Source organism: Streptomyces sp. SLBN-118, from assembly GCF_006715635.1.
Classification (GTDB): Bacteria; Actinomycetota; Actinomycetes; order Streptomycetales; family Streptomycetaceae; genus Streptomyces.
This window is the reverse complement of sequence record NZ_VFNP01000002.1, coordinates 2,381,087-2,406,452: the sequence shown is the minus strand read 5'-3', so window position 1 is coordinate 2,406,452 and position 25,366 is coordinate 2,381,087. Positions and strand designations below refer to the sequence as shown.

Below are 25,366 nucleotides of genomic sequence, written 5' to 3'. Positions count from 1 at the left end.
AGGCCAACGACCCATGGCGCTGATCCAGCCCCCGATGATGGTCCACGGCGGAACGCACCCCGCCCGAGCGATGCGGATGATGATCCAAGACCTCGCTCGTGGCAGCTCGGGCGTGACCGAGGGCAATGACCTGAAAGTCAGCCCGCTCTTCACGCCAGGCGCGGGTGTACGCGTCGGCGACGGCTCCGGCGTGATCCGTGGTGCAGCCTGGGGACAGGGCACCTACACCCAGTACAACGTCGGAGACGCCACGGTGCCAGTCGCGCCGACGGGCGCTTCGGCCCGCTCCGACCTGCTGGTTCTGAGGGTGGAGGACCCCGAGTACGAGGGAACGCGCAACCCTGAGACTCAGGACATCGGCTACTTCCACGTGATCAGTGGCGCATCCGCGAACGCGACTGCGCCGCCGGCGGGAATGACGGCGATACCCCTGGCCCGGCTCGACATCCCGGCGAACACTGCCACGATCACCGCCGCGATGATCAAGGATCTGCGGGGCATCGCAAATCCGCGCCGTACGCGTGAGTTGTTCACCGCATTCCCCAGCACCGCCTCGACGTTGGGGTACTCGGACAACAAGTGGCATGTCTGGCCTACCGCCGCCCGATGGAACATCCTCGTGCCGCCGTGGGCTACGAATGTGAAGCTCGTGACGACGATTGCCGGCCTTGCCCTCCGGCGGGCAGATGTCTTCGCTCTCATGCGGAACGTCATCGGCACGGTGACTGGTCAGCACATCGCTATCGACGATGACCAGGGCAACAACACTCGTCGCAACACAGTGGTGATCGCTGACTCCCTCGCCGTACCGCCCGCCCTGCGCGGCACCACGGTGCCGATCCACCTGGACACCTACATGTACAAGAGCGAGAGCGGCGACCTGGTCGTGGACGGTGCCACGACGTTCATCCTCGACGTGGAATTCACGGAGGGCGTCATCTGACGATGCCTTCCTACCGCTACCTCACACAGCACGCTCTCACCAGCGAGTTGCTCGCGACCGACCTGCCGTTGTCCCAGGTGGAGTTCGGCCCGGAACTCAACGGTTCAGGCTCTCTCACGGCAGTAGTTGAGCCCCGGCTCGCCCACCTTGCGCGCGAACAGCTCGATCCAGGCACCACCTTGGTCTTCGCGGAGCGCGACGACAGTCTGCTGTGGGGCGGGATCGTGTGGCGAGCAGACCCCGAGGGCCAGCAACTCCGAATAGAAGCTTCTGGATTCGGCTCGTACCCGCACCGCCGCCACGACCTGCACGGAAACCTTGCCGGACGCGGCCCCTACGTACGCGCGGACCCGTGCAAGGTCATCAGGGACGTGTGGGCCTACTGCCAGGAACAGCCTGACGGAGACCTTCGCGTGCTGCTCGACTCGACCATGTCGAAAGCGACTGTGGGTACGCCGGCCGAGCCGTACGCCATCGACTGGTGGGAGGCACCCACCCTCGGCTCGGTCATCGAAGACATGACTGCCGTCGAGTCAGGCCCCGAGTGGACCGAATCCGTGGCATGGGCCAGCGACGGCAAGCCTGCCCCGCGCATTCGGATCGGCTGGCCGCGGTTGGGCACCAGGCGCACCGACCTGGCATTCACGTCAGGCATCAACATTGCTTCCGCTGTTCCCGTCGAATACGACGCCGACAACTATGCGCAGGTCGTCATTGGACTGGGAGCTGGCGAGGGCCGTAATCGTCGCCGTGCCGTCGACGCCGTGCGAGACGGACGGCTGCGGCTGGAACACGTCCTCGAGATCCCCGGCGAGAAGGGAAACGACCGCCTCGCCGCCCGAGCCCGCACGGAGCGCACTGCCCGCCAGGTCATCGGCGAAGTCACCGAGGTGGTACTTCGGGACCATCCGGCCGCTCGCATCGGGTCATTCCAGATCGGCGACGAAGTGCGTCTCCGCCTGCACGACCAGTGGAACGAGTTCGACGGCTGGGCACGCATCATCGGCTGGCAGATCAAACCACCCAGCGGAGAGCAGCAGGAGCAAATGGTGGTCCAGCTCCAGCGCGCCGACCGCTTCACCTACGGAGCTTGACGTGACGGACACACTCTCGAAGCTCGCGGCCCGCCTGGCTCTGGTGGAGCGAGAGCTGACTCGCACCTCCCGCACAGCCAGGCTCGCCTACTCCTCGATCGAGAACGGCGCGATCGAGATCCACGACGAGGACGGAGGCGTGCGAGGAGTCATCGGCCAACAGCCGGACGGCACCACCGGAGCGATCGCGGTCAACGGGCCCCCGCCGCCGACGCCTAGCCTCCCGCTGGTCGAACCAGCACTCGCAGGGCTCCACGTCACCTGGGACGGAGCCTTCGCCGATGCGCTGGCAGCGCCTCTCGACCTTGCGCGCGTCCAGGTACACCTGATGCCCTCCGCCGACGCCGTCCCCGACGTGCGGTCGCCCACGGCGACCATCGAGGCCGGCTCAGGGGCATCGGTCACCATCGCCCGGTTCTCGTACGAAGGACTGTGGGTTCGCCTCGTCGCCGTGAACACATCCGGCATCCCCGGTCCGGCATCGGCAGCGGTCACAGCCAAGCCCCGCCAGACATCCCGGAACGACCTGGCTTTCGGGGCCGTCGGTCCCGACAACCTCGTGGCGGGGTCCGTCACGGCCGCTGCCTTGGCCGCGGACGCCATCACCGGCAAGGTCGTCACAGGTGGCGTCGTCCAGACCGGCACGTCCGGCACCCGCCTGGTGATGTCACCCACCGCCGGGGGCACGGGTGTTCCTGCGCTTGCGCTCTACTCGGGTCATCCCCAGGAGACCGCGCCCGGAACGGTCAGCTCTACCACCACTACCGTGGGCACTGCCTTGCAGCCAGTTGCACGTCTGGAGGCGCCGCGCGTCGACTCCGGTCATGCCGAGCTGTATCTGCGCTCGCCTGCTCAAGGAGGCCTGGGCTCTTTTGAGTTGGATGCGAACAGTGCGCGCGCCTACTGCTACATCAAGGGCAGCGGCGCGACGCAGACCGGCGCCTCGCGGATCGAGTTGTTCGCACAGGACGGCTCTGCGGGCCCGGCGTCAGTCGCCATAGTGGAGGGCACCCAGGTATTCCTGCGATCAGGGCTGGCCAAGACCGTTCTGACTGAGGACGGCCTGTCCGTGGACGGCGACACCGTCCGCCTCAACAGCCTCACAGTAACGAAGGACGGCTGGCTCACCAGGAGCGGAGAAGCGTGGAAGCCGATCGCCTTCGCCTCCGGCTGGACCGGCTACGGCAGCCAGTACGGTGTCGGCCGATTCCGGCTCTACCCCGACAGCACCCTCGCGCTGCGCGACCTGATTCGCAGAACCCAGAGCAGTGCCCCCGCAGCCGGGGAGGTGCTGTTCACGCTGCCTGCGGGCTATCGGCCAGCGATCAGCGTCCAGGTAAATCTCCATGCCGGCACGGTTGGGGGCGCCCTGTCGTTGACCATCGGCGCCACAGGCTCGGTCACCATCAATAACATCAGCTCCGCAGCCGCCACATATCTGTCCACAGGGTCGGGTTACCTCAGCCTGAACAACATCCGATTTCCGGTCGACTGACCGCCTCTGCCGGAGATTTGACGTCGGCAGATGAAACGAGAGCCGCGCCGTTACGACTTGGTCAGTACGAGCCGACCAGCTGGCTAGGACAGGCAGCCTCGCTGACCCTCGCCCACCCCTAACAGGCACGGCACAGCCGGATCTCGACGTTCCGGGACCCTTAGCTGGGGACGCCGTTGCCTTTCCGGCACCGGGTCGAGACTCCCCCTGCGGCCCCGCGCCCACACGCAACGAATTGCTCTTCTAGGCAGGTCTCAGAACCTCTCTGAACCCTACGAACGGACTCCTGTGGATCCCGGTGTACTACGGCGGCACCCAGGTTGTCGACGTAGTACAGGTAGTCGACGCCCGAGGAACCGCGCGCAGTGGGCGTTCGTCTCGGTGACCGCAGCGCCGGTCGTGGACGCCGCTGCCGTCGAGGATGCGAAGACATACCAACTGGGCAATTCTGGATGTATGGCTACTTTTGTCGGAATTCATGGAATCGGACAACAGTATCGCGGTAAGTATTCCCTCTCCGAGGCTTGGCTGAGCGCACTGAGGGACGGACTTGCAGAGGCGGGCCATGATGCGGAGGCAGAGCAGGTACAGCCAGGGGACGTCCGGGTGATGTTCTTCGGAGGTTTGTTCCGGCCGAGTACCGGCACGATGGCGGCAGAGGATCCGCCGTACTCAGCCGCGGACATCCAGGCAGGACCGGAGAAGGACCTCCTGGAGACGCTCTACAAGGCGGCAGTGGAGCAAGATCCCTCCCTAGGGCCCGGCGAGGGAGCGATGTTCCCCGGCAGTGTTCCCGTGCAGGCGATGCTCGCGCACCTGCTGAGCATGCCCCTCTTCGGCGGGATCGCACAGAGGGCCTTCATCGGCAACCTCAAGCAGGTCACCCGCTATCTCGAGGACGAGTCGTTGAAGGAGCAAGTGCTGGACCGCCTCCACGACGGAATCGGCGATGATACACGGGTGGTCATCGGCCACTCCTTGGGTTCGGTCGTTGCCTACGAGTATATGTGCCGGTTCCAGCCGGCATCGGTGAGGCTGCTGCTGACACTCGGATCACCGCTCGGCATTCCCAAGCTGGTGTTCAACCGGTTGACTCCCCGCCCGGAGGACGGAAAAGGTGCCTGGGCGGGAAACGTGCCGACATGGGTCAACGTGGCGGATGTCAACGACATCGTCGCGATGCGCAAGAAGTTGGCTGGCCTGTTCCCGGGGCCCGACTCCGAGAACGTTGACGACCGGCTGGTCGACAACGGCAGCGATGCGCACTCCGTCGAGCGTTATCTCAACGCACCTCAGACGGGAAGTGCTCTCCATGAAGCGATCGGCTGAGCAGGCGGAGAGGCTCCACTCTCAACTGGTGGCCATGGGTACGGCGACCTACCAGGAGGGGTTCGACGATCTCCCCAAGGTTCCCTGGGCCCTGCGTACGGTCGTTGAGGCCCTACAACCCCTCGGTTATGCCACGATCGGCGAACCGCCCGGCTACGACGTCGACCTCATGCGCGGGGACCTGTGCGAGAAACTGAGGTACGCGGCGCACGCGAGCGAGGTCGTCATCGTGTACTACACGGGTCACGGTGCCCTTCCGGAACGCGACGCCTACTACTTGGTTCTCCACGAAACCCAAGTAGGCGCCTACGACTCCGCTGTGACCGCCGCGGAGATCTCCAGGCAGCTCATGCGCAGCCAAGGGCGTGAGGTCTACGAGCAACCGAAGGTCCTGCTGATCCTCGACTGTTGCTTCTCCGGCACCGGCGGGACCGAGATCCTCGATCAGGCGTTGCGAGGCGTCGGCAGTGAGAACCTGTGGGTCCTGGCCAGTGCCTCAGGACTGGAATTTGCCCAGGAAGGGCTCTTCGCTCAGTGGTTCGCCGAGGCCCTCCGCAAGCCTCCCCCCTTGGGGCGCTCCACTCCCTGGCTCCCCGTCAACCTCCTCGCGGATGCCATCAATACAGCCCACCCAGGCTCGGGCCAGGTTGTCCATTGCCTTCCGCCCGCAAAGGGCGACACGGTCACTCCGCCGTTCATACCCAATCCTCTCTTTGAGGAAGGTGTCGCCGGGCTGACCACCGCCGAACAGCATTGGCTCTCCCGGTTGCGCGGCGCCCCGAACGCAACGATGACTGGCTTCTACCTCACCGGCAGAACCGGCCGGGTAAAGGCAGCGCAGGACCTCGTGAAATGGCTGACTCGCGACCCCAAGGCCGGGGGTCTGGCCGTTGTCACGGGACGTGTAGGGACGGGTAAGTCGGCGCTGCTGTCGCTGCCGGTTCTCCTCTGCGGGCCGGGGGGCCGGTCACTCATCGAAGGGGCCAAGCCCGATCGTCTGATCACGCGGACCGCCGAAGCTTTGCCGGAGGAGACACGACTCGTGGCCGTCCACGCTCGAGGTCTCAACGGCGACCAAGTCTCCCGCGCCATTGCCGTCGCATTGGGCCGCGAGGCCGAAACGGTGAGTACGCTGCTCGAGGACCTCAACGCGCATCCCGATCCCATCGGTGCCACGGTCGTCGTCGACGCCGTCGACGAAACCGCCCACCCCGACACCCTCAGCCAGGTCCTCCTCCAGCCTCTTGCCCGCAGACTGAAGGTCGTCGTGGGCTGTCGAAGCAACAAACGGGCACAGGTGGGTGCCAGCGACCTGACCATCGATCTGGACGCGCCTGAGTACGAGGACCCGGAAGCTCTTACCGACTACGTCCGCGAACTGCTGACCGCTTCGCGTGAGAGCGGCATCCACACGCCGTACCCGGACGACGCCTCGACCACACAGGTGGCGGAAGAGATAGCCAAGCGCGCTACTGAGGTCAGCGCAGACGGCTCCGTGACCCAGTCCTTCCTCACGGCGCAGCTGATGGCACGCACGATCCGCAGCCGGCCCGAGCGCGTCGACACATCCGACGCCGCATGGAGAACGTCGTTGCCGGCCGACCTGGGAGAGGCATTCGACGAAGACCTGCGAGACCTCGGAACGCGAGCCGCCTCGGCCCGCCCGCTCCTGGAGGCGCTGGCATGGGCCCGAGGACCGGGAATGCCGTGGGAGAAGCTTTGGGTCCCGGTTGCCCAAGCCCTCGCCGACCGACGACACACAGGGCCGCGGGAATCCCGCCCACCAATCACCGACTACGACGTGCGCTGGCTACTCAAGCACGCGGGAGCCTACATCGTCGAAGACCTGGGCCCTGGAGAGAAGTCCGTGTTCAGGCCCTTCCACCCTGCGCTCGTCACCCACCTTCGCCGCGAACCGGAGAACGAGCCCCCTGCAGCGACCCCGCATCGGCGAGGACACGAAGCCGGCGTCGAACAGGCAGTCACGAACGCTCTCCTTGCCACCGTGCCGCAGGACGCCGAGGGACACAGGGAATGGCTCTCAGCCCACCTGTATCTGCGCACCTACCTCGCCCAGCACGCCGCCGAAGCGGGCCCCGACGTCTTCGCACGGCTGATGGAGGAAAGCGGATTCCTGGCCGTCGCTGACCCGGTCACTCTGACACCCGTGCTGACCAACGAGTCAACGCTGGCCGCGGCTCCCTCGCTGGCCGGTGTCGAGAGGATCTACCGACGAGCCCGTCCTCTGCTCACAAGCAACCCGCCTGCGAACGCCGCATACTTGGAGGAAGCCGCCACAGCTCTCGCCCGGGGGCCCCACACGCGTGAAGACCGCTCGATCCGCCCCTGGTATAGCACACTCCTGGCATCGATCCGGCACGACCAGAGCAAATGGACCCTGACAGGACACACCGACAAGGTCAACGCCATCGCCTTCGGCAGGAGAGCCGACGGCAACCTCCTGCTGGCCGCAGCGAGCGACGACGGAACCGTGCGCCTGTGGAACCCGATCACCAACCTAAGGTACAAACGACCGCTAAGGATGCACATCGGCAGCGTCAGCACCGTCGCCTTCGGCACAACAAGAAAGGGAACGCTGCTGCTTGCCTCCGCTGGCTGGCAGAACGTACGGGTATGGAAGGCGACCTCCGGAACCCAGATCCAGCGCATCCCCGCCCACGTCAGCAGAGTGAACTCGGTGGCCTTCGGTACCGCCCGCAACGGCCGACTCCTGCTGGCCTCTGGGGGCGACGACGGCACGGTCCAGCTCTGGAACCCCATGACGGGCAGCGCCCTCCAGGGTCCCCTGAGGGGCCACGCGGGACCGGTGAACTGTGTCGCCATCGGCACGTTCCAGGGCCAGCCCATGCTGGCTTCGGCAGGCGCTGACGGGACGGTCCGCCTGTGGAGCCCCACCACGGGGCAGGAACTCAGGGGCGCGGTGACGAGGCGGACGGGCCCAGTGAACGCGGTGGCCTTCGTCGCGCATGAGGATCGCCTTCTCTTGGCTTCGGCGGGCGAGGACGGAGCCGTCCAGATCGACGACGCCATAACGGGTGAACAGTTCTGCGAGCCCGTCGTCGACCACCACGGTGCCGTGCGGTCGCTGGACCTGCACAGATCCTCCGACGGCAAACTCCACTTGTACGTGGCGGACTCCGACCCCTCCGGCAAGGTGCGTGTCTGGCAGCTTCCAAGCGGCAGCCCGGCGTGTCCTCCGCTGGCGGGCCACGGGCTGGCCGTGCGTTCGGTGGCCGCCGTGGCTGGCCCTGACGGACGGCCCCTGCTGGCATCGGGGAGCGAGGACACGACCGTACGGGTGTGGGATCCGCTCACGGCCAGGCACGAGGAACTCCCAGCACCGGACACACATGTGCTGAGTGTCGCCGTCGGACCGAACGGAGCTAGCGGCTCCCCGATGGCGTACGGCAGTGACGACGGGAGCGTTCGACTGTGGGACGGGAACGGCGAGCCGCACCGGCTCGGGGAGCACCGCACCGGCGCTCGGACTCTGGCATTCGACATGGACCCTGCCAGGCATGGCGTGCTGGCCTCCGGCGGCGAGACGGGCAAGATCAAGCTGTGGCGCCCGGACCGGCGGGAACAGATCGGCGAACTCTCTACCGGCACCGGCCACGCCATCACCACTGCCGCGTTCGGCCTCTCGACCGAGGACCACTCCGTGCTCGCCCTCGGAGACGACGAAGGACGCGTGTGGCTGTCGGACGGCGACGGCGGTGCGGTGCAGGAGCTGTATCGCCATCAGCACGCCGTGCGGACGGCGACGTTCGGCACAGGGCGGGACGGACACACGTTGCTCGCCTCCGGAGGCAGCGACGGATCGATCCGGCTCTGGGACTGCCACACGAAGCAGCCCGTTCACAGCCCCCTCAGCGACACACCGCTGCCCGGTGTGCTGGTCTGCGGCACCACCTCCAGCGGCCGGTGCCTGGTCGCCACCGGTGACGACCAGGGGTTCGTACGGCTGCTGGACCCAGTAACCGGCGAGCAGCTCGCTGAACCTCCCAGAGGCCGGCGCAGCCCGATCCAGTTCCTGACCGTCTCCACCACTGCGGACGGCCACCTGGTGGTCCTCTCGGCAGGCGCAGCTTGGCTACAGCTATGGGACGTCACTGCGGCGACAGCTCCTGTGGCCCTGCGCCGTCGATCAGAAGTCCGGGCCATCGCCGCCAACGGCACTACCCTGGCGATCGGCGACAGCGAAGGCGTCAGCGTCCTCGCCTTCCACGGATAACCACAACTTTCACTGCTGCAACGGTCATTGGCATCTACCGATGTTCTGCCGCACGGCCGTGTGTGGGCGGTTCGAATTGCAAGCAGATCGCGCGAGCCGGTTCGCGGTGCAAACGGCCCGTAGAGCTAACTGCCCAGCAATGCTCAAGGAAGCGCGGAAGTCCCGTAAGCTGATCACCGGTGCGGGAACGCCATTCGGAGGAGCGACGTGACCGCGCCCAATCAGGACCCCACGCCGTGGGAACTCATGCGCGCGATGCAGCAGCTGCGCGATGACCTGCGGGCCGACCTCGCCGCCCTGGGTACCCGACTCGAGCAAATGGTCACAAAGGACGTCTACGCCGCGGATCAACGGGCGGCCGCACAGCGCATGGCCAGTCTTGAAGACGACCTGCGAGACGTTCAACAGCAGCGTGAGAGCGAAAAGCTCGAAGCCCGGACTAATCGCCGCTTGGCCGTGTCCGCGCTGGTCGCCCCCATTGTGGTGGCTGTGACCGTCGCCGTGGTCCTGGCGGCACTCGGCTTGTCGTAGCACTAGTCATCAAGGCGCGGGGGAGAACGGAAAGCGCCCGATGGCAACCCCTCTGTCCGCAAACCAGGCGGTAGCCGTGCTGGAGGCCGCTGGCCTGGAGGTAATCCAGGTCCGGTCCTGGCGCGACAATAACCGTAATCACAAGGGCCCTTGGGGCCCGATGCATGGTGTGGTGATCCATCACACCGGCACCTATTCCAGCCAGGCCCAGATGGTGGCCATGTGCTACAGCGGACACTCCGAGCTTCCCGGTCCGCTGTGCCACACCGTCATCGACAAAGCGGGCCACTGCCACATGGTCGGCTGGGGGCGCGCCAATCACGCCGGTCGCGGCGACGCGGCCGTGCTCGCCGCAGTCAAGAACGAGGAGCCGCTCCCGGCCGACCGACAAGCAAACGCAGATGGCAACGTTCACTTCTACGGAACCGAGCTCATCAACCGGGGTGACGGCAAGGACCCCTGGCCCAATGAACAGATCGAGGCAGCGGCCCGGTGGGCGGCTGCACTATGCCGCGCTCACGGTTGGACAGAGCGATCGGTAATCGGGCACCTGGAATGGCAGCCCGGAAAGATAGATCCTCACGGATTCTCGATGGACTCCTTCCGGGTGCGGGTCGCTCAGCTGCTCAAGGACGGCGACAGCAAACCGCCGCCGAAGCCGAAGCCGAAGCCGAAAGCGCCCGCCTACCCCGGCCGCGCAGCGTTCGGCCCGGGCAAGGTCAACGAATCGATCCTGCGGCTCGGTCAGCAGCTCGTGAAGAAGGGCTACGGCACGCACTACAAGGTCGGCCCCTCCCGCACATGGGGCGAAGCAGACCGTCTGAACGTGCAGGCATTCCAGCTCGCGCAGAAGTGGTCCGGCTCCGACGCCGACGGCTACCCCGGCCCCGAGACCTGGCTACGGCTCTTCGCCTGACCATCACTACCGAGAAAGGCACGACGTGAACCTGTACGCCTCCCTCCTCCGCACAGGGATCCCCGCCCTCGTGGGGTGGTTGTTCGCCCTGTCCACCCGATACGGCCTCGACCTCGACTCGACGGCACTCACAGGTGTTCTGACACCGGTCTGCATATTCGTCTACTACGCCGTGTTTCGGCTGGCAGAGAAGTATCTGTCGCCGCGGTTCGGTTGGCTTCTGGGATTTGCGCGACCCCCGGAGTACCTGAGCCGCCAGCGTTCGCTGCCGTCGCACTGACCGTCGGTACAGGAAGAAGGCCCCCGTCTCGCGACGGGGGCCTTCGACCTCTTGGAAGCACCCACACTACGCGTGTCTCCGGGGGATACGGACTCCGCTCCCACACTGGTTACAATCTATATGCATACGTGCCGCGAGCGGGAGGCGATGGAGTGGCAGAGGATCAGAGGCCAGAGGCGAGGAAGCCGTACCTGGCCGGCGGGGCCGAGTTCGCCGCGCTCTACGACGTGAAACGGCTCCAGGTCAGCCAGTGGATCAGCCGTGACCACACACTTGACTACCGGTACGCCAAGATCATCAGCGGGTCGCCCTACTGGCTTCTCCAGTTTGTGAAGGGCTTCGGTCAGACCACCCCGCGCACGAAGTACGTCAACGAGATCGAGCTTGCGCGGCTGGTCAAGGAGCAGGACCCGGGGCGCTGGGTCGGAGAGGTCGACCAGCTCCCACCGCTGGTGGGCCAGGCCGAGCTGGTGGCGCTGTTCCGGCTGCCTTCTGGCGCGCTGCTGAGGAAGGCGATCGGCACGGGCCGCTTCCGTCCAGCCGACTACACCCTGTCCGGGTCGCCGATCTGGCTCCTTGAGCCGGTGGTGGAGGACGTGCCCGCGCTCCAGGCCGGAGCCCGCGGTGTGGACTGGGCAGTCGATGAACGGGTCCTGGCTGCGCTGCGCGACGGTACGTACGACGGGCCCGGCGCCAAGATCGTGCCGCGCGGTAAGGCCGCACATAAGGCCGCCAACTAACCATTGTTCAGGGCGACTTGTTCTTGATCTAACCTCTATTTGCATATAGAATAGAAGCGCACTCAAAGGGGTGCGCTTCTATTTGATCGAGGGTGAGATGCAGGTTTCCAGGGGGCCGCCGGGCGGGGGTCGATGGCGTTGTAGGTCGACATTCCTCTTGCCCGAAGATAGATTCCAACACTCCAAGGTGTTCGTATCATCTCTGAGGGGGAGAGCCTTGCTGATCGAACAAGCGCCGTTGTTCGGCACTATCCAGCCTGTTCGCCACCCCGCCGACGTTGGCGACCTGACCATCCAGCAGCGGTTCGAGGCGTTCCACGCGCTCAACCCCTGGGTTCTCAGGGCGCTGGCCCGGATGACTGCCGACTGCGCGGAGAAGGGGTTCGGCCGCATCGGCATCGGGATGCTCTTCGAGCTCCTGCGCTACCAGTACGGCGCGGCGACCCGAGGCGACGAGTTCGCGCTGAACAACGACTACCGCTCCCGGTACGTCCGGCTCCTGCTGGCCGAACACCCGGAGTGGTCACCGCTCTTTGAAGTCCGCGCCCTGCGTACGGACTGACCACGACCTCTTGGAGCCAGATCGTGAACGCACCAGCGGGCGCCGCCAAGCCGCCCGCCATCAAGCTCAAGACCCGCAAGCCGACCGGCATCGTGCCGTGGCCGCTGATCCTCATCGAAGGGGAAGAAGGCGCCGGTAAGACCTACTCGGCGGCCCAGTTCTCCGCATCCGAGCGCATCGGCCAGATGTACTGGATCGACCTCGATGAGGGGTCGGCCGACGAGTACGCGGCGATCGAGGGCGCGAACTACCTGATCATCGAACACGACGGCACCTACCGGGACATCCTCGAACAGGTCGAGGCCGTGCACGCCGAAGCGCGGCGCGCGGCGGCGGCCGGAGAGTCGCCGGTCGTCCTGACCATCGACTCTGGCTCGGCCCTGTGGCGGATGCTGACCAACTGGACTTACGAGCGGGGCCGCAGGACGCGGAAGAACCGCAAGCTGCTCCAGGAGGACCCCGACGCCGCCTTCGACATCGGCCGGAACCTGTGGAATGACGCGCTGGAGCGGTGGAACAGGATCATCTACCTGCTGCGCACTCTCCCCGGCATTGCCATCGTCCTGGCCCGCGGCAAGCAGGTCAGCGCCACGGACGACAACGGCCAGCCGATCCAGAACCAGACGGAGTGGAAGGTCTCAGCCCAGAAGGACCTGGGCTTCGACTCCACCTGCTGGGTGCGCATGAAGCGCGACGCCGACCCCCAGATCGTCAAGGTGCGGTCCCTGCGCATGCGCGTGGAGCAGAGGAAGCCCCTGACCCTGCGGGACTTCAGCATCGAGGACCTGGTCTTCAACGGGCTGGGCTGCTCCATCGAATCTCAGCCGCGTGTCATGCCCGCGCTCGCCGGTGACGTGGTACAGCCCTGGCTGACCCGCATCGCTGACCTCAAGGACAAGGAAGCCCTCGGCGCACTGTGGCGCTCCGTCCCGGACCCGGCCAACCGCCTCAGCCGGGAGGAGATCGCCACCGTCCGGGCCGCCGCCGAGCAAAGGGCGGCTGAACTGGACAACCCGCGCTCGGAGATGGGCGAGGGCCCACTGACCGACGCCGACAAGCTCCGCGCCGCCGCCAAGCGGAAGGCCGCCGAGCAGGACGCGGACGCCGAGCAGTGACCGGCCCGCACTCACCTCTTGGAGAACTCCCATGTCCGTAGCCACCATCGTTGACGGCGCCGCACCCTCCATCTGGGACGCCGCCCACGACGTCGACGCGCGCCGCCCCCGCTCCCTACAGACCCAGCTCGGGGCATCCGACACCGTGTGCGGCCGACGCGCCGCCTACATCCTGCACGGCGTCGCTCCGACCGACCACGCCGACAAGCGCGCTGCGATCCTCGGCACGTTCATCCACTACGGCCTGCTGGAGTCGGCGCGCACGGAGTACAGATGGCTGGTGGAGCGCAGCGTCCAGGACGACCTGATCCGGGGCCACGTCGACGTCGTGCAGCTCGACGCGACGACAGCCGCTCGACTGCCTGCCCGTCACAGACCGGCGATACCCGCTGACGTGCTCACCGTGGAGGACGTGAAGACGAAGTCCACATACATGTGGGACCGCGTCCTGCGCTACGGTGCCACGGCCGCCGAGCTGCGCCAGGTCCACCTGTACGCGGGCGCGCTGCACGAGTTCGGGTTCGAAGACGTGCCCGGCCAGCGGTACCTGTCCCGCCTGGGGCCACTGGACATCGGCCGCATCCGCTTCCGCTTCATCAACCGCGACAGCGGCGCGGAGCACATCCAGGAGATCGACTTCGACCCTCAGCGGGCCGCCGAGGCTCAGTGGTGGGTGGAGCGCGTACGCGAGACCAGCGACCCCGAAGAGATGCCGCGCGACTTCAACGGGCCTGGCCTAGACGCCATTTGTGACTACTGCCCCTTCCGCTCCCTGTGCTGGCCGGGTATGGCGCCGGGTGTACCGGAGCAGACGGCGCTCATCCACAACGACACCGACCGCGAGCAGGCGCTCATCGACTACGTGAAGGGTCACGAACTCGCCAGCGAAGGCGACCGGATCAAGAAGTTCGCGCGCAAGAAGCTGGACCAGTCCCCGGCCGGGGTCTACGGGCCCAACAGGCTCTCCTGGCGTGGCGGGAACGACGAGGAGAAGGACGACGTGAAGGCGATGGTCGACCTCCACGAGGTCGCTGGCATCCCCGTGCCGATGAGGCCGGACACCGATCGCATGGTCAAGAACCTCAAGGCAGCCGGGCTGCCCGTCCCGCAGCGAAAGACCGGGAAGAAGACGGCCCCGGTCATCAACGTCGGGCCGGCCTGACCCGGAACCCCCTGACTCCTCAGCCCCGCCCGTGGACAACGGGCGGGGCGCCCCGTCCTGCCGCCATGCTCGTACCGCCCAAGGGGAGCCGTGTCCATCCAACTGATGATCGCTGCGGCCTATCTGCCGCCTGACGTGCTCAGCCAGAGCCAGAAACTCGCCCTCATGAAGATCGCGGACAGCGCCGACGACGAGACGCGTCTCGCGCGGCCCGGCCTGACTCGCCTTGCCGCCTGGGTCGGTGTGACTGACAAACGCGCCATCACCATCGTCACGGAGCTGATAGCCAAGGGACTCGTCGAACGTGTCGCGACCGGCAAGGCGGGCCGTTCTGCGGTCTACCGGGTCTTCCCGCTCGGCGTACCGCCCACGCCGACCACATCGGACCTCAAGGCGGCTGCGGAAGCCCGTAGGGCCGCACCCAAGAACCCCCGCAAGGCCCGCTCCGGAGTCCTGCGTTCAGCTCCGGCCAAGCCCGCGATGACGTATCAGGACGTCGAAGCCCGCGAGGATCAACGACAGCAGAAGGCTGAAAAACCGCAGGTGGACGCAGGGTTCCACGAGGGGAACCCAGGGGGAGAGGCGGGGTTCCACGAGGGGAACCCGGAGGGGGCAGAAGGCCGGGTTCCACCGGTGGAACCCGATGAGTTTCACGGGGGGAACCCACTGGGTTCCAGCGGTGAAACCCCTTCCTTTCCTGGTTCTTCCTCTGTCCTTCCTTTCCCCCCTACCCCCGCGGCTGTCGCCGCAAGGGAGCCTGCGCCCGCTCCGACAGGCACCCCGACGCCTGACCGCGAGGCGCCGCAGACGGGCTGTGTGCGCCACCGAGGCCGCCCTGCTGCCTCCTGCCGTGGATGCGGCACCAATCCGCGCGCAGGGCGCGAGAGGGAGCGGGAGCAGGCCAAGGCGGCGGAGCGTCAGGCGCACGGGCACTTCTGGGACGAGTGGCACGAGGATGCCGTCAGCCGCCGTCAACAGGTCGAGGAGCGGCCCGAGTCCTTGGAGGCCGCCCGCAGAGCTGCGCGTCAGGCGGTGCTCGACTCCAAGGCCCGCAGGCAGCAAAAAACTTAGGCTTCCGAAAGAATATTTCATCAGGAATCTGGACATCCCTGGTATTGCATATAGAATAGAACCAGAAGAAGGGGAAAGGCCCCCTCGGATCGGAAGGACGACATGAGCTACCTGCCCACCCTTCGTCACGAGCAAAAGGGTGCAATCGTGCTCGACGGCGGCGATGCCGCCCACGAGTTGATCCGCACCCTCGCCGACCTCTACCGCGAAGACCCCGAGGGTGTCGGCGACATGCTCATCCAGGTCGCCAGCCTCAAGGACCAGGCCGAGCGTGAGCGCGACCTCGACGGCCTCGGCCGCGCCGAGCACCTGCGAGACGAGATCGTCGCCGAACTCCTCAATGAAATCGGTGGCGCGGAGATCCACCTCGACCCCCGCGACAACCACTACGCCCTCATGCAGGCGCGCAGTCTCGCCTACCAGGCGCGACGTATCGCCGAGGCGGCGCAGCAGCGCGCCGACGAGTTGGCGGTCCTGACCGCCGTGGCGCGAGGGGCGCGAGAGGAGCGCCGGAAGCCCCCCGTCTACTAGTCGAAGCGTTTCAATCCGTTCCAAAATAGATCCCAACTCTGTACTGTTGAGCGGCACAAGACCTCTTGGAGAGAAGCCCGTGAGCGACGACCTCGCGCAGATGGCCCCGATGCCCGTGCACAACAACACCGACGACCCGCTGTGGCGCAAGTTGTGGAATGCCTACGAGCCGGTCATCACTGCGCTGCGGCGCATCCCGCTCGTCGCCGATGTCGAGATCTGCGGCGGCATGTTCGGCATCACCGCGCAGCTCACCGACGGATCGCATCTGTGGATCTCCTCGGTCGAGGACCTGCCCCTCGACCCCACGGAGGTGGAGGGCTGGCACGTCAGGCGGGGCCACGAGGACAACCCGACCGTCGACGAGTTGGTCTACAACTCCACCGAGGACGGGGAGCACGCGCAGCATGGCAACAACGTCGTCCCCCTCGTCCAGGCGATCACCACCTTCGTCACGGCGCGGCGCCTCGCGCCCAAGCTGATCGACCTCATGTCCGTCCAGCTCGACGGTGTGACGAAGGACCACAGGCGCATCAGCAAACTCGTACAGGGCCCTTTCGATGACCGCCACGCGGCGGTCAAGGAGTACGGCTACGCCACCCACGAGCTGATGGAGCGCGGCTGGCGGTGCATCCACGAACAGGGCGGCACGGACTGGCCGCTGACCGTCTGGGAGCTGAACGGCGAGATCATCACCGTGTACCTCGCGCACGTCGGTCAGGTGAGCGCCTGATGCCCGGCGCGGAAGCGGGCCAGCCGAGCGCGGCTGAGGAAACCACCAAGCGCCCGTGCATCTGCGTGATCGCCCACGTGCAGAACGCCGAGGAGCGAGCCCACACTAAGGCCGCGCTGGACAACGCAGTGGCGACCAACGACGCCCACGCCGTGCTGGTCGCCTGCATGCAGCTCATGCAACCCTGCCCGGCCCGCGACGAGCCGGTGACGCGATGACCATCACGTTCGTGCTGCTCGCGCTCGCCCTCGGCGTCGCCGCCGGCCTCGCCGTGCTCGTCGTCGACGAACTGCGCCGGGAGACCCGAGACCGGCTCCCATGGTGCACCACGTGCGGCGAACAGCACCACCGCCACGCCGCCCACCGCTGACCCCCGTCCGGCCCGCTCGCCACGGGCCGGACTACCGCAGACCTCTTGGAGAACGACCACCACCATGACCACCGTCATCGACCTGCTGTGCGGCGCAGGAGGCAGCAGCACCGGGCTCGTAGAAGCCGGGTACGAACTGATCCTCGGAATCAACCACTGGCAGCTCGCCATCGACACGCACGCTGCCAACCACCGCAACGCCGACCACGCCTGCATCGACATCTCCGGCTTCCCGATGCGCTACCTGCCCAACGCCGACGTCCTGTGGGCATCGGTCATCTGCACCGAGATCAGCCCTGCGGGCGGGCGACGGCGCGAGACCAACCAGATGGATTTGCTCGACCTGATCGATGAGGGCGAGGACTGGGAGGCCCTGACCAAGGACGCCTTCGAACGGACCCGGGTCACCGGCTGGTGTGTCGTCCGGGCAGCCGAGGCCAAGCGTTTCAAGGCCATCGTTGTGGAGAACGTCGTTGAGTTCGGTCTCGACTGGATCTTGTTCCCGAAGTGGCTCGAAGCGATGGAACTGCTCGGCTACCAGTACCAGATCGTATGCGTCAGCAGCGCCCACATCGGGGACGACGTCAACCTGCGCGCACCGCAGTGGCGCGATCGGATGTACGTGGTTTTCACCCTCAAGGCCATGCGCAAGCCGGACCTGGAGCCCAAGCCGCTCGCGCCGTGTGTGCACTGCGGCGAGGACGTGCACGCCGTCCAGTCCTGGAACGTCGAGGGCGTACGGATCGGGAAGTACCGGCGCGACTACATCTACCGCTGTCCCAACGCCCGTTGCCGTCACGCCATGGTCGAGCCGTACGTCCGCCCGGCCAGCGACATCATCAACTGGGACGACCTCGGCACGCGCATCGGCGACCGCAAGAAGCCCCTCGTAGACACCACGATGGACCGTATCCGCGCGGGCATCATCAAGTTCCCATACCGCCCCAGCTCGATCACCCTCACCCATGGCAAAGAGGGCGGCGACAGGGCGTACGCCGTCGAGGAACGGCCACTACCGACCCGCACGGCCAAGCAGGGGGACGCTCTCCTGGTGCCGACCGGCGGCTCATGGAACACCGACGCCGTTCCCGTCGACGTGCCGCTGCGCACCCGCACCACCCGCGAGAGCGAAGCCCTCCTGACGGTGAACCCGTTCATCGTCGAGTTCCGCAACCACGCCACCGCCAGCCCCGCGAGCAATCCGCTGAGCGGAGTCACAGCGAAGGGCAATCACCACGGCCTGGTCACCCACGCCGGCCGAGTGCTCGAGCGGGCGCGGAACACCCTCGTCGTGCCGTACCGCAAGGCCGCGGTGAAGACGGCCACCGAACCCGTCCACACCCTGTCCACCCGCGACTCGGCCGCTCTGGTCCGCTCCGCTCCGGACATCAGCGACTGCTACTTCCGAATGCTCAAGCCCCGCGAACAGCTCGAAGGGCAGCGGTTCCCCGCGAAGTACGTCGTCTACGGCAACCAGGCGGAACAGACCATGCAGGCAGGCAACGCGGTCTCCGTCAACGTCGCGCGGTGGATAGGCCAGCGATTGGAGCCCGTCCTGTGACCGGCTCTCGCAACTCCCTGACCGGTACGCACGTCACCGGCCACGCCCCCTGCTGGGGCGATCCCGACTTCGCCGTGGCCGACAACCGGTGGAAGAACGGCAAGGACCTGGTGGCCATCTGCGAACCCGTCCTCTACGTCTGCGGCGGCTGCCCCGACCGGGCTGCCTGCATTCGACAGGTCCTGCCCGCCAAGAACGGCTTCGACGGCGTCTGCGGCGGCCGAATCTGGCTCAACGGCGTGATCGTTCACGCCCTGCCGGACACCGACCCGTCCGAGCTGCCGCTGCCGGTCTTCCGTAAGTCGTGCGGAACAGCCGCCGGGTCGCGCGCCCACCGCCGCGCAGTCGAGCAGCAGTGCCCCGGGTGCGAGCCCTTCTACAGACCGGGGCCCAACCCGCTGGACGACGAGGACGAGTCCGACGCCCAGCAGCTCGAACTCCCCGACGTCGCCTGATCCACCGAAGGAGTAGGACACATGACCCACAACCGATCGATGCGCGCACTGCTCGGACCGGTCGCGGCCGTGGCGCTCATCGCGCAGCTCAACCCTGACCTGCCCGCGCCCGGCATCGAGTTCGCCGCCATCTTCCATGCCGGCGTGGAGTACGGCATGGGCGTCCGGCTGCACATCCACCAGCCCCAGGCAGGCGTCTACGAGCGGTGGGCACACCTGATCGGCAGCAACGACCCGGACTCGCACACCAATCCGGCCACTACCGCGCAGGGCAACCTGTGCCGCCGTACCTACGGCAGCTACGCGGACGTCCCCGTCGAGGCCGTCGCCTACGTGCCACACGCCGCCCCCCGAGCCGCCAACCACTGGGCTTTGGCGCTCGGCGAGCCTGCCGCCTGACCTCGGCCGCATTCCACCCCAACTCACAGAAGGACAGCCATGAAGGACGCGCCCAGGGTTACCGGCCCGTCGGCGCCGCGCCAGCTCCACAACCCTCCCGCCGAGACGACGGATTGGTTCGACGGAAGGCCGGGGCGCCGTTTCAGGGTCGCCATGCCCCCGCGGTTGCTGCTCCTCAACTCCAACCAGAGGCTTCACCATCACCGCCGGGCCGACATCACCAGGGTCCTGCGGCGCGCGGCCTGGGCAGCCTCGCGGGACGTCCCGCACCTGGAGCGGGCGCACATCATCGGCGTTCTGCACCCCGAGGACCGGCAGAGGCGAGACCCAGCCAACTGGTACCCAAGCTTCAAGGCGTGCGTCGACGGACTCGTGGACCAAGGTGTCCTGGACGACGACGACCACACGCGAGTCGTCGGGCCGGACATGAGGATCGGACATGTGGTCAGCGGGTCACGCCTCGTCCTCCACATACGAGAGCTGGCAGCGGCCGAAACGCCCGCTGAGCTGCGGAAGTAATGCAGGCGTCGATCAAGAAAGTTCACCGGAAATCTTGCACACGCCACGAATGCATATAGAATAGAACTAAGAAGAAGGGGGAAACCCCACCCGAACTCCGCCCGGCGGCCGGTGGCATCACAACCCGGCCGCCGGGCGGCCCTACGCCAAGGAGGACACACGTGACACCAGTCGACCCCTGTCCGATCGCGGACCGCCAGGTCTGCCTCGCCACTCGCGACCTCTCGCGTGCGGTGCTGCGGCGCCTCAGTGAGACTGCAGCCGGGATCGAGCCGCGCATTAAGACGATCACCGCCACGCGGACCGACGGCCCCAGGGGGTACGCCCTGTGGCGCCTGCATGGTGACGACGGGCGCCTCCTCCTCCAGTTCGACCTGCTTCAGGAGCCCGGCGCCGCATGGAATACCCTCGCCGGCGACGTGTGCTTCCTCGCCCGGCTGGCCGACCTCCGTACCCATCCGCCCGGCTACTTCTACGTCCATCCGTTGCCGGACCCCCGCGACATCGCCATCCCCCTGCCCTCCAATCCCCGGGGCCTTGCCCCGCGCACGATTGGACCGCTCAAGTGATCGCCACAACCCCTGCTCTGGTCGTCCAGCCCGACGGTCCACGTGCCCCTGGGCGAACGGGGGCGCGGAGTCGGCGACATCCTCGACCTCGCCACCGACGCCAAGGATGCGGCTACGACGTGCGTCGCTGACGCGCTGACAGTCGCCGTGCCGGACGACGTCTCCGACGACGCGACCGCCCCGGTCGTGGACTTTCCCCAGAACTAGCCACCCCTTCCCGTCCCGACCACGGGCGCACCCTGCCCCGAATGCCTATAGAAAAGAAGCATTCGGAGGTGGTTCGCCCCCACCCCGAACCGGAGGCCCCATGTCTGCCCGCCCCTCGACGCCGGTCACCAGTACGCCGGAGCACCACCTCGGCGCCATGTCCCTCGTCATCCTCACCCGCGCGCCCGACGACGCGACCCTTCGCGCCGCCGCGCGTCTCGTGGACAACGCCGCAACCGCGTCCTGGGCGCTGCGACCCGACGATCTCGGGACGCTCAGCCAGCAGCAGTACCGGCAGCTCCTCGACTACACCGCCGCCCCCCAGGTCCTCGACCTGGCCCTTTACCTGGGCGGCGACAGGAAGAAGATCCGCACCCTCATGGAGCACATCGCCCGGGAGATCGCCGAACTCCTCATCCACCACCCCTCGCCGAAGGCCCAGGGCTGACCCGCCCGCCAAAGCCGCCACACCCGAAGGAGAGACCTGTGACCAGTCCACCCCAGCAGCCGTGGTGGGTCATCTACCGGGAGCCCAGCCCCGCCGAGATCGAAGTCGTGGCAGTCGAACTCCCGCCCGGCGACGACACCGCCCACGACAAGCGGTGCGCTGAGCTCCAGGAAGCCCAACAGCACGCCTACATCATCACCGCCCCCGACGCGGACACCGCCGGCGACATCGCCCTGCGCGTCTGGGCGGAAGAACTCGTCGCCAGCCCGGCGCGCCTGGCCGCAGCAGACGCCCAACTACCGCACCCACTAGACCCCTTGGAGAAAGACATGCTCACCATCGCGTCGGAGATCCTTTGCGCAAGCCTGGTCAGCCGACTGGGCGTCCACCCCGCTGCCGCCCGAAGCGCACTGCTCGCCACCGTTGAGCACTTCCACGCCCAATCCCACAACCCCGCGGTCCTCCGAGCAGGACTCACGCCCGCCGAGTACATGGACACGGCCGTCCAGACGCCCCGCTTCGCGGCCACCCTCTCATCCAGCGCACTCCTGGCAGACGGCAGGGAGGCTGACGCCCGACTGAACTGGGAGGCGTACGTACAGCGGGAGATATCGGCCGCGAAGCGTGCTCACCGGGCCGTCCCGCCGACCGTCCTCCTCGGCGACCCCGACGCGATCCACCGCATCGGCCGCCGACTCGGCCTCATCGACGAGCAGACCGACCAGTTCGTACCGGGCATCGTGCTCACGCTGGCCACCGGATACCCGTACCGCGCGCACCATCAGCGGCACCTGAGCCTCACCGACATCCTCGCCCAGGTCACCACCGAGGACATGACCGAGCTGCTGCGACACACCGCCCTGTCGGCCGCTGGGCACACCGAGGAAGCCGCCGCGACGCTCCGCCGCATGCATCGCGCAGCGCGCTGACCCCCGTTGCGTGGCGGCCCGCACCCGCGCGGGCCGCCACGCAACGACGCGCCGCCCGACACTCACCGATCCAGGAGGAACAGCATGAGCCAGCTCGACCTGTTCGCCGACGCCGACACTCCCAACGAACCCCCAGCTCCGCCCGCCCCCGCGGCAACGCCCCGCAGATACCTCGCCGACCTCCCGCCGGCGCCAGCCCCCGTCACAATGTCGGCCCAGCCCCGCCCCAAGCTGGCCACGGTCAAACCAAAACTGGCCCACTACCGCCCCTCGTTGGGCAACCCGCACGAGACCGCCTTCGACATCGCCGAAGCCGTCAGCTACGCCTGGCATCACGCCCAGGGCGGGGCAGGCATCGAAGTCCCCATCGGTGTGGTGGCCACGCTCGCCCTGTGGCCTCTGCGCGGCCCGGAAGCCTATCTCGCCGCCGACTGGTGGCTCAGTCTCGATGACGACCAGCTCCTCACAGCCTTCCGTGAATGCTGGGCGCGCTGGTGGATCATGCGTCCTGACCTCATCGACCGAGCCACGCCACTGCACAAGTGGGTTGACGACGAGAAGCCGGGTCCGACTCGCGCTCGCGCCGTCAGGGCCGTGGTCGAGGCCGCTCTCACTCGAGGGTTGCTGCACCTGACCAGTAGCGATGACCCAGACGCTCGCTCCACCACGGACGTGATGGGCGCGCTGCTGGCCGTGATGCGCTCCCAGGGGGCCCACGATGCCCTCGCGGAGATCCACACGCCCCCGGAAGTCGCTGAACTGATGGCCCGAATGCTCCTCGATGACATGCCGCTCCAGCCCGGGATGAAGTTCGATGAGCCTGCCGGCGGGACCGGTGGCATGTACCGCGCGGCTGTGCAGGTCATGCGGGAAAAGGACATCGACCCGCACGACTTCGGATGGTCGCTGGCCGACATTGACGACCTGGCGGCGGCCGGGGCCGCCGTCAACGCGATCATCTGGGACCTCGGCCCGCACGTCCTGATCGCCTGCGGCGACACCCTGCGCGAAGGCAACCTGACCGAGAAGGCCGCCCAGCAGGCACGCGAATCCTTCGAGCGGCGCGATGAGTTGCACTCGCAGGCCGTCTTCCTCGCCGCGATGCAGAAGGTCGAGGCCCTTGTCCGCGAGGTGGCCGCTTGAGCAGGGCGGATACCCCCAAGTCTTCTGTAGGTGATCTTGACCTTGGCTTGAACGCATATAGAATAGAACTAACGAGAGGGTTCCGATGACCTACAAGCGAGGCGACCGCATCGCGCTCGTCCACACCACCGACCCGCACACCGACCTCACCGAAGGCGACGAAGGCACCGTCACGCGGTACGACCCCAACCTCGCCCAGCTCAACGTCACCTGGGACAGCGGCTCCACCCTCTCGATGCTCCTGGACGACGGCGACGAGGTACGCCCCGCATAGCCCCGTCGGGCCCGCCCCGCACAAGGGCGGGCCCGACGTTCCACCAGCAGACCTCTTGGAGACACACGCATGCTCATCACCGACGCCGCAGTCCGAGAAACGGCGGCCACCCTTACCCAAAAGCTCGGGGGAGATTGGGCTCTGGACCCGGAAGCGCCCGCCGACGGCGCAGCCCACCTCATCCACAGCGACGGACGGGCCATCAGCTTCCGTCCCATCTTCGGTGGAGCCACCGTCCAGCTCTGGATCACCGGCAACGCCGCGCCCTCGCTTCCGGACGACGCCACCCCCGCCGAACGAGCCACCCACGAGGCGCAGATCGCTGCGCGCCTCGCACAAGGGCACCGCTACAACAAGGCGACCACCCTCGTCACCGAGGAAGAGGAGGACCCTGCCGTCATCATCCTGCGGACCCTCGAAGACGACCTCCTCCCCGCCTTCGAGTACAAGCCCCGGTACGTCGGCCACAGGCCGTGGATAGACCTCTTCCACAACGCCCTCGCGGCCGTCACCGCGGAGCACGACGCCCCGTCGGCCCCGGCCGACACCGACGAGGACACCGAGCCCGAGGACACCAAGGGCGTCGACGCCGACCGGGAAATAGAGCGCGAGCCCACCCCGGAGGACGAGGAAGGCGCTCAGCCGCAACCTCGCCCAACCAGGAACCCGGACCCGAAGGGTAAGACCCCGAACCGCGAGGCCGACGCCCCGCCCGAGCCAGCTCCGGAGCCAACCTCCGCCGACGAGACCAGCCCCACGGCGAACGGGCGCCCCCGCAAGCCCACTCCCAAGCGCCGCCGACGGCCAGCACCGCCTGACCCCGTATGACCGACCCAGGGGCGCCTTCAGCTCATCCTGGAACAAGCATGCTGAGTCGAATAGGCTGATGGGGCCACGTCTGGCCTGCAATAACGGCCGTGAGGCTCCACCCCGATGCTCAGGGGCGGAGCCTCTGCGCGTTGGAAAGGGAATCCGCTGCGCGCGGGTTCGAAACCCGTTGTCGAGCTGGGGTAATCCTTTCCACCGCCCTTGACCTGGCCCCGAAGGGCCTCATTGAGGACGCGTTGGGGACACAAGGATTGGAACAGACTGACAAAGGCGGGGAAGGGCTGACAAGGCTCACCGCCGCTGACCTGTGAAAACGTCGTGTATCGACGTTGATCGGCAAGGACTGCCAAGATCCCCAATGGACTCATAATCCGTCGGCCGTGGGTTCGAGTCCCACCCGCCCCACTGCGCGCTACGCGTGGAGAGACCTTCTGACCAGCGACTTTGTCGTTTCGTCGGGTGCTCGAGAGGTCCGAGCGAGCCTAATTGATCATGGTTTCGTGGTCGGCGGGACGGAATTCGGGACGCCGATTTCCGGCAAACGGGGCATGCGGCGCAAGTCGTGCCCTCGGGGCTGTCGAGTAGGGCGCCGATGCGACGTCCCGGGCGGGGAAGCGATCCGGTCTGGGCAAGGTTCAGTGACCTTGGGGCCGTGTATGCGACCTCGGTGGTTTGTGGTCGAGTGCGTTGCAACGGTCGGCCCTGTTGCGTGTGTACTTCTGCGGGACTGCCGGACCTCTTAGATGTCGCCCGGTAGCCTCGCGCGGCTGTACGCCGAGCCGCTGCGACCGAACACGACGCCGCGCCAAGGCGCGGGACGCGTTGCTGACGCCCTGGGGCGGCGCCTATGACGTCCCGGGGATGTGAGGGCGCGCCAAGCGACGTGAAGGACTCCGGGTGGCCGATC

Annotated in this window: 26 protein-coding genes and 1 pseudogene; all 27 read left to right on the top strand. The window is 67.1% G+C overall.

The window, feature by feature from the left end; translation table 11 throughout:
• The first annotated feature begins 13 nt into the window (after window positions 1-13).
• Window positions 14-943, top strand: coding sequence for a hypothetical protein (locus FBY35_RS29425; protein ID WP_142216985.1), 930 nt, complete (start codon window positions 14-16; stop codon window positions 941-943).
• Window positions 944-945: 2 nt separating this feature from the next.
• On the top strand, window positions 946-2,037 hold the full coding sequence (locus tag FBY35_RS29420) for a hypothetical protein (protein WP_142216984.1): 1,092 nt from the start codon (window positions 946-948) through the stop codon (window positions 2,035-2,037).
• A gap of 1 nt (window position 2,038) precedes the next feature.
• Window positions 2,039-3,532, top strand: a complete 1,494-nt coding sequence (locus FBY35_RS29415) for a hypothetical protein (protein WP_142216983.1) — start codon at window positions 2,039-2,041, stop codon at window positions 3,530-3,532.
• A gap of 456 nt (window positions 3,533-3,988) precedes the next feature.
• Window positions 3,989-4,861, top strand: a complete 873-nt coding sequence (locus tag FBY35_RS36280) for a hypothetical protein (protein WP_160159350.1) — start codon at window positions 3,989-3,991, stop codon at window positions 4,859-4,861.
• A complete protein-coding gene (locus FBY35_RS29410; RefSeq protein ID WP_160159349.1) occupies window positions 4,845-9,116 on the top strand; it encodes a WD40 repeat domain-containing protein in 4,272 nt (1,423 codons plus the stop codon). Before FBY35_RS36280 ends, FBY35_RS29410 begins: the two co-directional genes overlap by 17 nt.
• 207 nt (window positions 9,117-9,323) lie before the next feature.
• Window positions 9,324-9,647, top strand: coding sequence for a hypothetical protein (locus FBY35_RS29405; protein ID WP_142216981.1), 324 nt, complete (start codon window positions 9,324-9,326; stop codon window positions 9,645-9,647).
• Between the two features lie 40 nt (window positions 9,648-9,687).
• Window positions 9,688-10,563 (top strand): peptidoglycan-binding protein, encoded by an 876-nt coding sequence (locus FBY35_RS29400; protein WP_142216980.1) that lies wholly within the window; start codon window positions 9,688-9,690, stop codon window positions 10,561-10,563.
• 432 nt (window positions 10,564-10,995) lie between these two features.
• Entirely contained in the window at window positions 10,996-11,583 is a 588-nt protein-coding gene (locus FBY35_RS29395) for a hypothetical protein (RefSeq protein WP_142216979.1), read from the top strand.
• Between the two features lie 217 nt (window positions 11,584-11,800).
• Window positions 11,801-12,145, top strand: coding sequence for a hypothetical protein (locus FBY35_RS29390; protein ID WP_142216978.1), 345 nt, complete (start codon window positions 11,801-11,803; stop codon window positions 12,143-12,145).
• A gap of 23 nt (window positions 12,146-12,168) precedes the next feature.
• Window positions 12,169-13,260, top strand: a complete 1,092-nt coding sequence (locus tag FBY35_RS29385) for an AAA family ATPase (RefSeq protein ID WP_160159348.1) — start codon at window positions 12,169-12,171, stop codon at window positions 13,258-13,260.
• A gap of 31 nt (window positions 13,261-13,291) precedes the next feature.
• Window positions 13,292-14,422 (top strand): PD-(D/E)XK nuclease family protein, encoded by a 1,131-nt coding sequence (locus tag FBY35_RS29380; protein WP_142216976.1) that lies wholly within the window; start codon window positions 13,292-13,294, stop codon window positions 14,420-14,422.
• Window positions 14,423-14,512: 90 nt separating this feature from the next.
• The gene (locus FBY35_RS29375) at window positions 14,513-15,493 is read left to right on the top strand and encodes a helix-turn-helix domain-containing protein (RefSeq protein WP_142216975.1); all 981 of its coding nucleotides are present in this window, start codon (window positions 14,513-14,515) and stop codon (window positions 15,491-15,493) included.
• A gap of 102 nt (window positions 15,494-15,595) precedes the next feature.
• Complete coding sequence (locus FBY35_RS29370; protein ID WP_142216974.1) at window positions 15,596-16,024, top strand: hypothetical protein; 429 nt, start codon at window positions 15,596-15,598, stop codon at window positions 16,022-16,024.
• A gap of 79 nt (window positions 16,025-16,103) precedes the next feature.
• Window positions 16,104-16,757 carry a hypothetical protein gene (locus FBY35_RS29365; RefSeq protein WP_142216973.1) on the top strand — a complete coding sequence of 218 codons (654 nt, stop codon included), beginning with the start codon at window positions 16,104-16,106 and terminating at the stop codon, window positions 16,755-16,757.
• Complete coding sequence (locus FBY35_RS29360; protein WP_142216972.1) at window positions 16,757-16,975, top strand: hypothetical protein; 219 nt, start codon at window positions 16,757-16,759, stop codon at window positions 16,973-16,975. Before FBY35_RS29365 ends, FBY35_RS29360 begins: the two co-directional genes overlap by 1 nt.
• Window positions 16,972-17,127: a hypothetical protein gene (locus tag FBY35_RS36275; RefSeq protein WP_160159347.1), complete on the top strand. Its 156-nt coding sequence runs from the start codon at window positions 16,972-16,974 to the stop codon at window positions 17,125-17,127. Before FBY35_RS29360 ends, FBY35_RS36275 begins: the two co-directional genes overlap by 4 nt.
• 64 nt (window positions 17,128-17,191) lie before the next feature.
• Entirely contained in the window at window positions 17,192-18,688 is a 1,497-nt protein-coding gene (locus FBY35_RS29355; RefSeq protein ID WP_142216971.1) for a DNA cytosine methyltransferase, read from the top strand.
• Entirely contained in the window at window positions 18,685-19,143 is a 459-nt protein-coding gene (locus FBY35_RS29350; protein ID WP_142216970.1) for a hypothetical protein, read from the top strand. The genes FBY35_RS29355 and FBY35_RS29350 overlap by 4 nt, the downstream gene beginning before the upstream one ends.
• A 21-nt stretch (window positions 19,144-19,164) precedes the next feature.
• Window positions 19,165-19,542, top strand: a complete 378-nt coding sequence (locus FBY35_RS29345; protein WP_142216969.1) for a hypothetical protein — start codon at window positions 19,165-19,167, stop codon at window positions 19,540-19,542.
• Window positions 19,543-19,581: 39 nt separating this feature from the next.
• On the top strand, window positions 19,582-20,061 hold the full coding sequence (locus FBY35_RS29340; RefSeq protein WP_142216968.1) for a hypothetical protein: 480 nt from the start codon (window positions 19,582-19,584) through the stop codon (window positions 20,059-20,061).
• A 161-nt stretch (window positions 20,062-20,222) separates the two neighbouring features.
• Window positions 20,223-20,630: a hypothetical protein gene (locus FBY35_RS29335; protein WP_142216967.1), complete on the top strand. Its 408-nt coding sequence runs from the start codon at window positions 20,223-20,225 to the stop codon at window positions 20,628-20,630.
• Between the two features lie 42 nt (window positions 20,631-20,672).
• The gene (locus tag FBY35_RS36270) at window positions 20,673-20,837 is read left to right on the top strand and encodes a hypothetical protein (RefSeq protein ID WP_160159346.1); all 165 of its coding nucleotides are present in this window, start codon (window positions 20,673-20,675) and stop codon (window positions 20,835-20,837) included.
• A gap of 100 nt (window positions 20,838-20,937) precedes the next feature.
• Complete coding sequence (locus FBY35_RS29330; protein ID WP_142216966.1) at window positions 20,938-21,285, top strand: hypothetical protein; 348 nt, start codon at window positions 20,938-20,940, stop codon at window positions 21,283-21,285.
• Window positions 21,286-21,323: 38 nt separating this feature from the next.
• Window positions 21,324-22,214, top strand: a complete 891-nt coding sequence (locus FBY35_RS29325; protein WP_142216965.1) for a hypothetical protein — start codon at window positions 21,324-21,326, stop codon at window positions 22,212-22,214.
• An 84-nt stretch (window positions 22,215-22,298) separates the two neighbouring features.
• Window positions 22,299-23,357: an N-6 DNA methylase gene (locus FBY35_RS29320; RefSeq protein WP_142216964.1), complete on the top strand. Its 1,059-nt coding sequence runs from the start codon at window positions 22,299-22,301 to the stop codon at window positions 23,355-23,357.
• A gap of 82 nt (window positions 23,358-23,439) precedes the next feature.
• Window positions 23,440-23,631, top strand: a pseudogene (locus tag FBY35_RS29315) (DUF4314 domain-containing protein); the annotation flags it as partial.
• Window positions 23,632-23,700: 69 nt separating this feature from the next.
• Window positions 23,701-24,459 (top strand): hypothetical protein, encoded by a 759-nt coding sequence (locus tag FBY35_RS29310; protein ID WP_142216962.1) that lies wholly within the window; start codon window positions 23,701-23,703, stop codon window positions 24,457-24,459.
• Window positions 24,460-25,366: the final 907 nt, after the last annotated feature.

Bases quoted from the DNA above. Each gene is read 5' to 3' on its own strand.
- FBY35_RS29425 (WP_142216985.1), top strand. From the start codon at position 14: ATGGCGCTGATCCAGCCCCCGATGATGGTCCACGGCGGAACGCACCCC.
- FBY35_RS29420 (WP_142216984.1), top strand. From the start codon at position 946: ATGCCTTCCTACCGCTACCTCACACAGCACGCTCTCACCAGCGAGTTG.
- FBY35_RS36280 (WP_160159350.1), top strand. From the start codon at position 3,989: ATGGCTACTTTTGTCGGAATTCATGGAATCGGACAACAGTATCGCGGT.
- FBY35_RS29410 (WP_160159349.1), top strand. From the start codon at position 4,845: ATGAAGCGATCGGCTGAGCAGGCGGAGAGGCTCCACTCTCAACTGGTG.
- FBY35_RS29400 (WP_142216980.1), top strand. From the start codon at position 9,688: ATGGCAACCCCTCTGTCCGCAAACCAGGCGGTAGCCGTGCTGGAGGCC.
- FBY35_RS29380 (WP_142216976.1), top strand. From the start codon at position 13,292: ATGTCCGTAGCCACCATCGTTGACGGCGCCGCACCCTCCATCTGGGAC.
- FBY35_RS29370 (WP_142216974.1), top strand. From the start codon at position 15,596: ATGAGCTACCTGCCCACCCTTCGTCACGAGCAAAAGGGTGCAATCGTG.
- FBY35_RS29360 (WP_142216972.1), top strand. From the start codon at position 16,757: ATGCCCGGCGCGGAAGCGGGCCAGCCGAGCGCGGCTGAGGAAACCACC.
- FBY35_RS36275 (WP_160159347.1), top strand. From the start codon at position 16,972: ATGACCATCACGTTCGTGCTGCTCGCGCTCGCCCTCGGCGTCGCCGCC.
- FBY35_RS29355 (WP_142216971.1), top strand. From the start codon at position 17,192: ATGACCACCGTCATCGACCTGCTGTGCGGCGCAGGAGGCAGCAGCACC.
- FBY35_RS29345 (WP_142216969.1), top strand. From the start codon at position 19,165: ATGACCCACAACCGATCGATGCGCGCACTGCTCGGACCGGTCGCGGCC.
- FBY35_RS29340 (WP_142216968.1), top strand. From the start codon at position 19,582: ATGAAGGACGCGCCCAGGGTTACCGGCCCGTCGGCGCCGCGCCAGCTC.
- FBY35_RS29330 (WP_142216966.1), top strand. From the start codon at position 20,938: ATGTCTGCCCGCCCCTCGACGCCGGTCACCAGTACGCCGGAGCACCAC.
- FBY35_RS29320 (WP_142216964.1), top strand. From the start codon at position 22,299: ATGAGCCAGCTCGACCTGTTCGCCGACGCCGACACTCCCAACGAACCC.
- FBY35_RS29310 (WP_142216962.1), top strand. From the start codon at position 23,701: ATGCTCATCACCGACGCCGCAGTCCGAGAAACGGCGGCCACCCTTACC.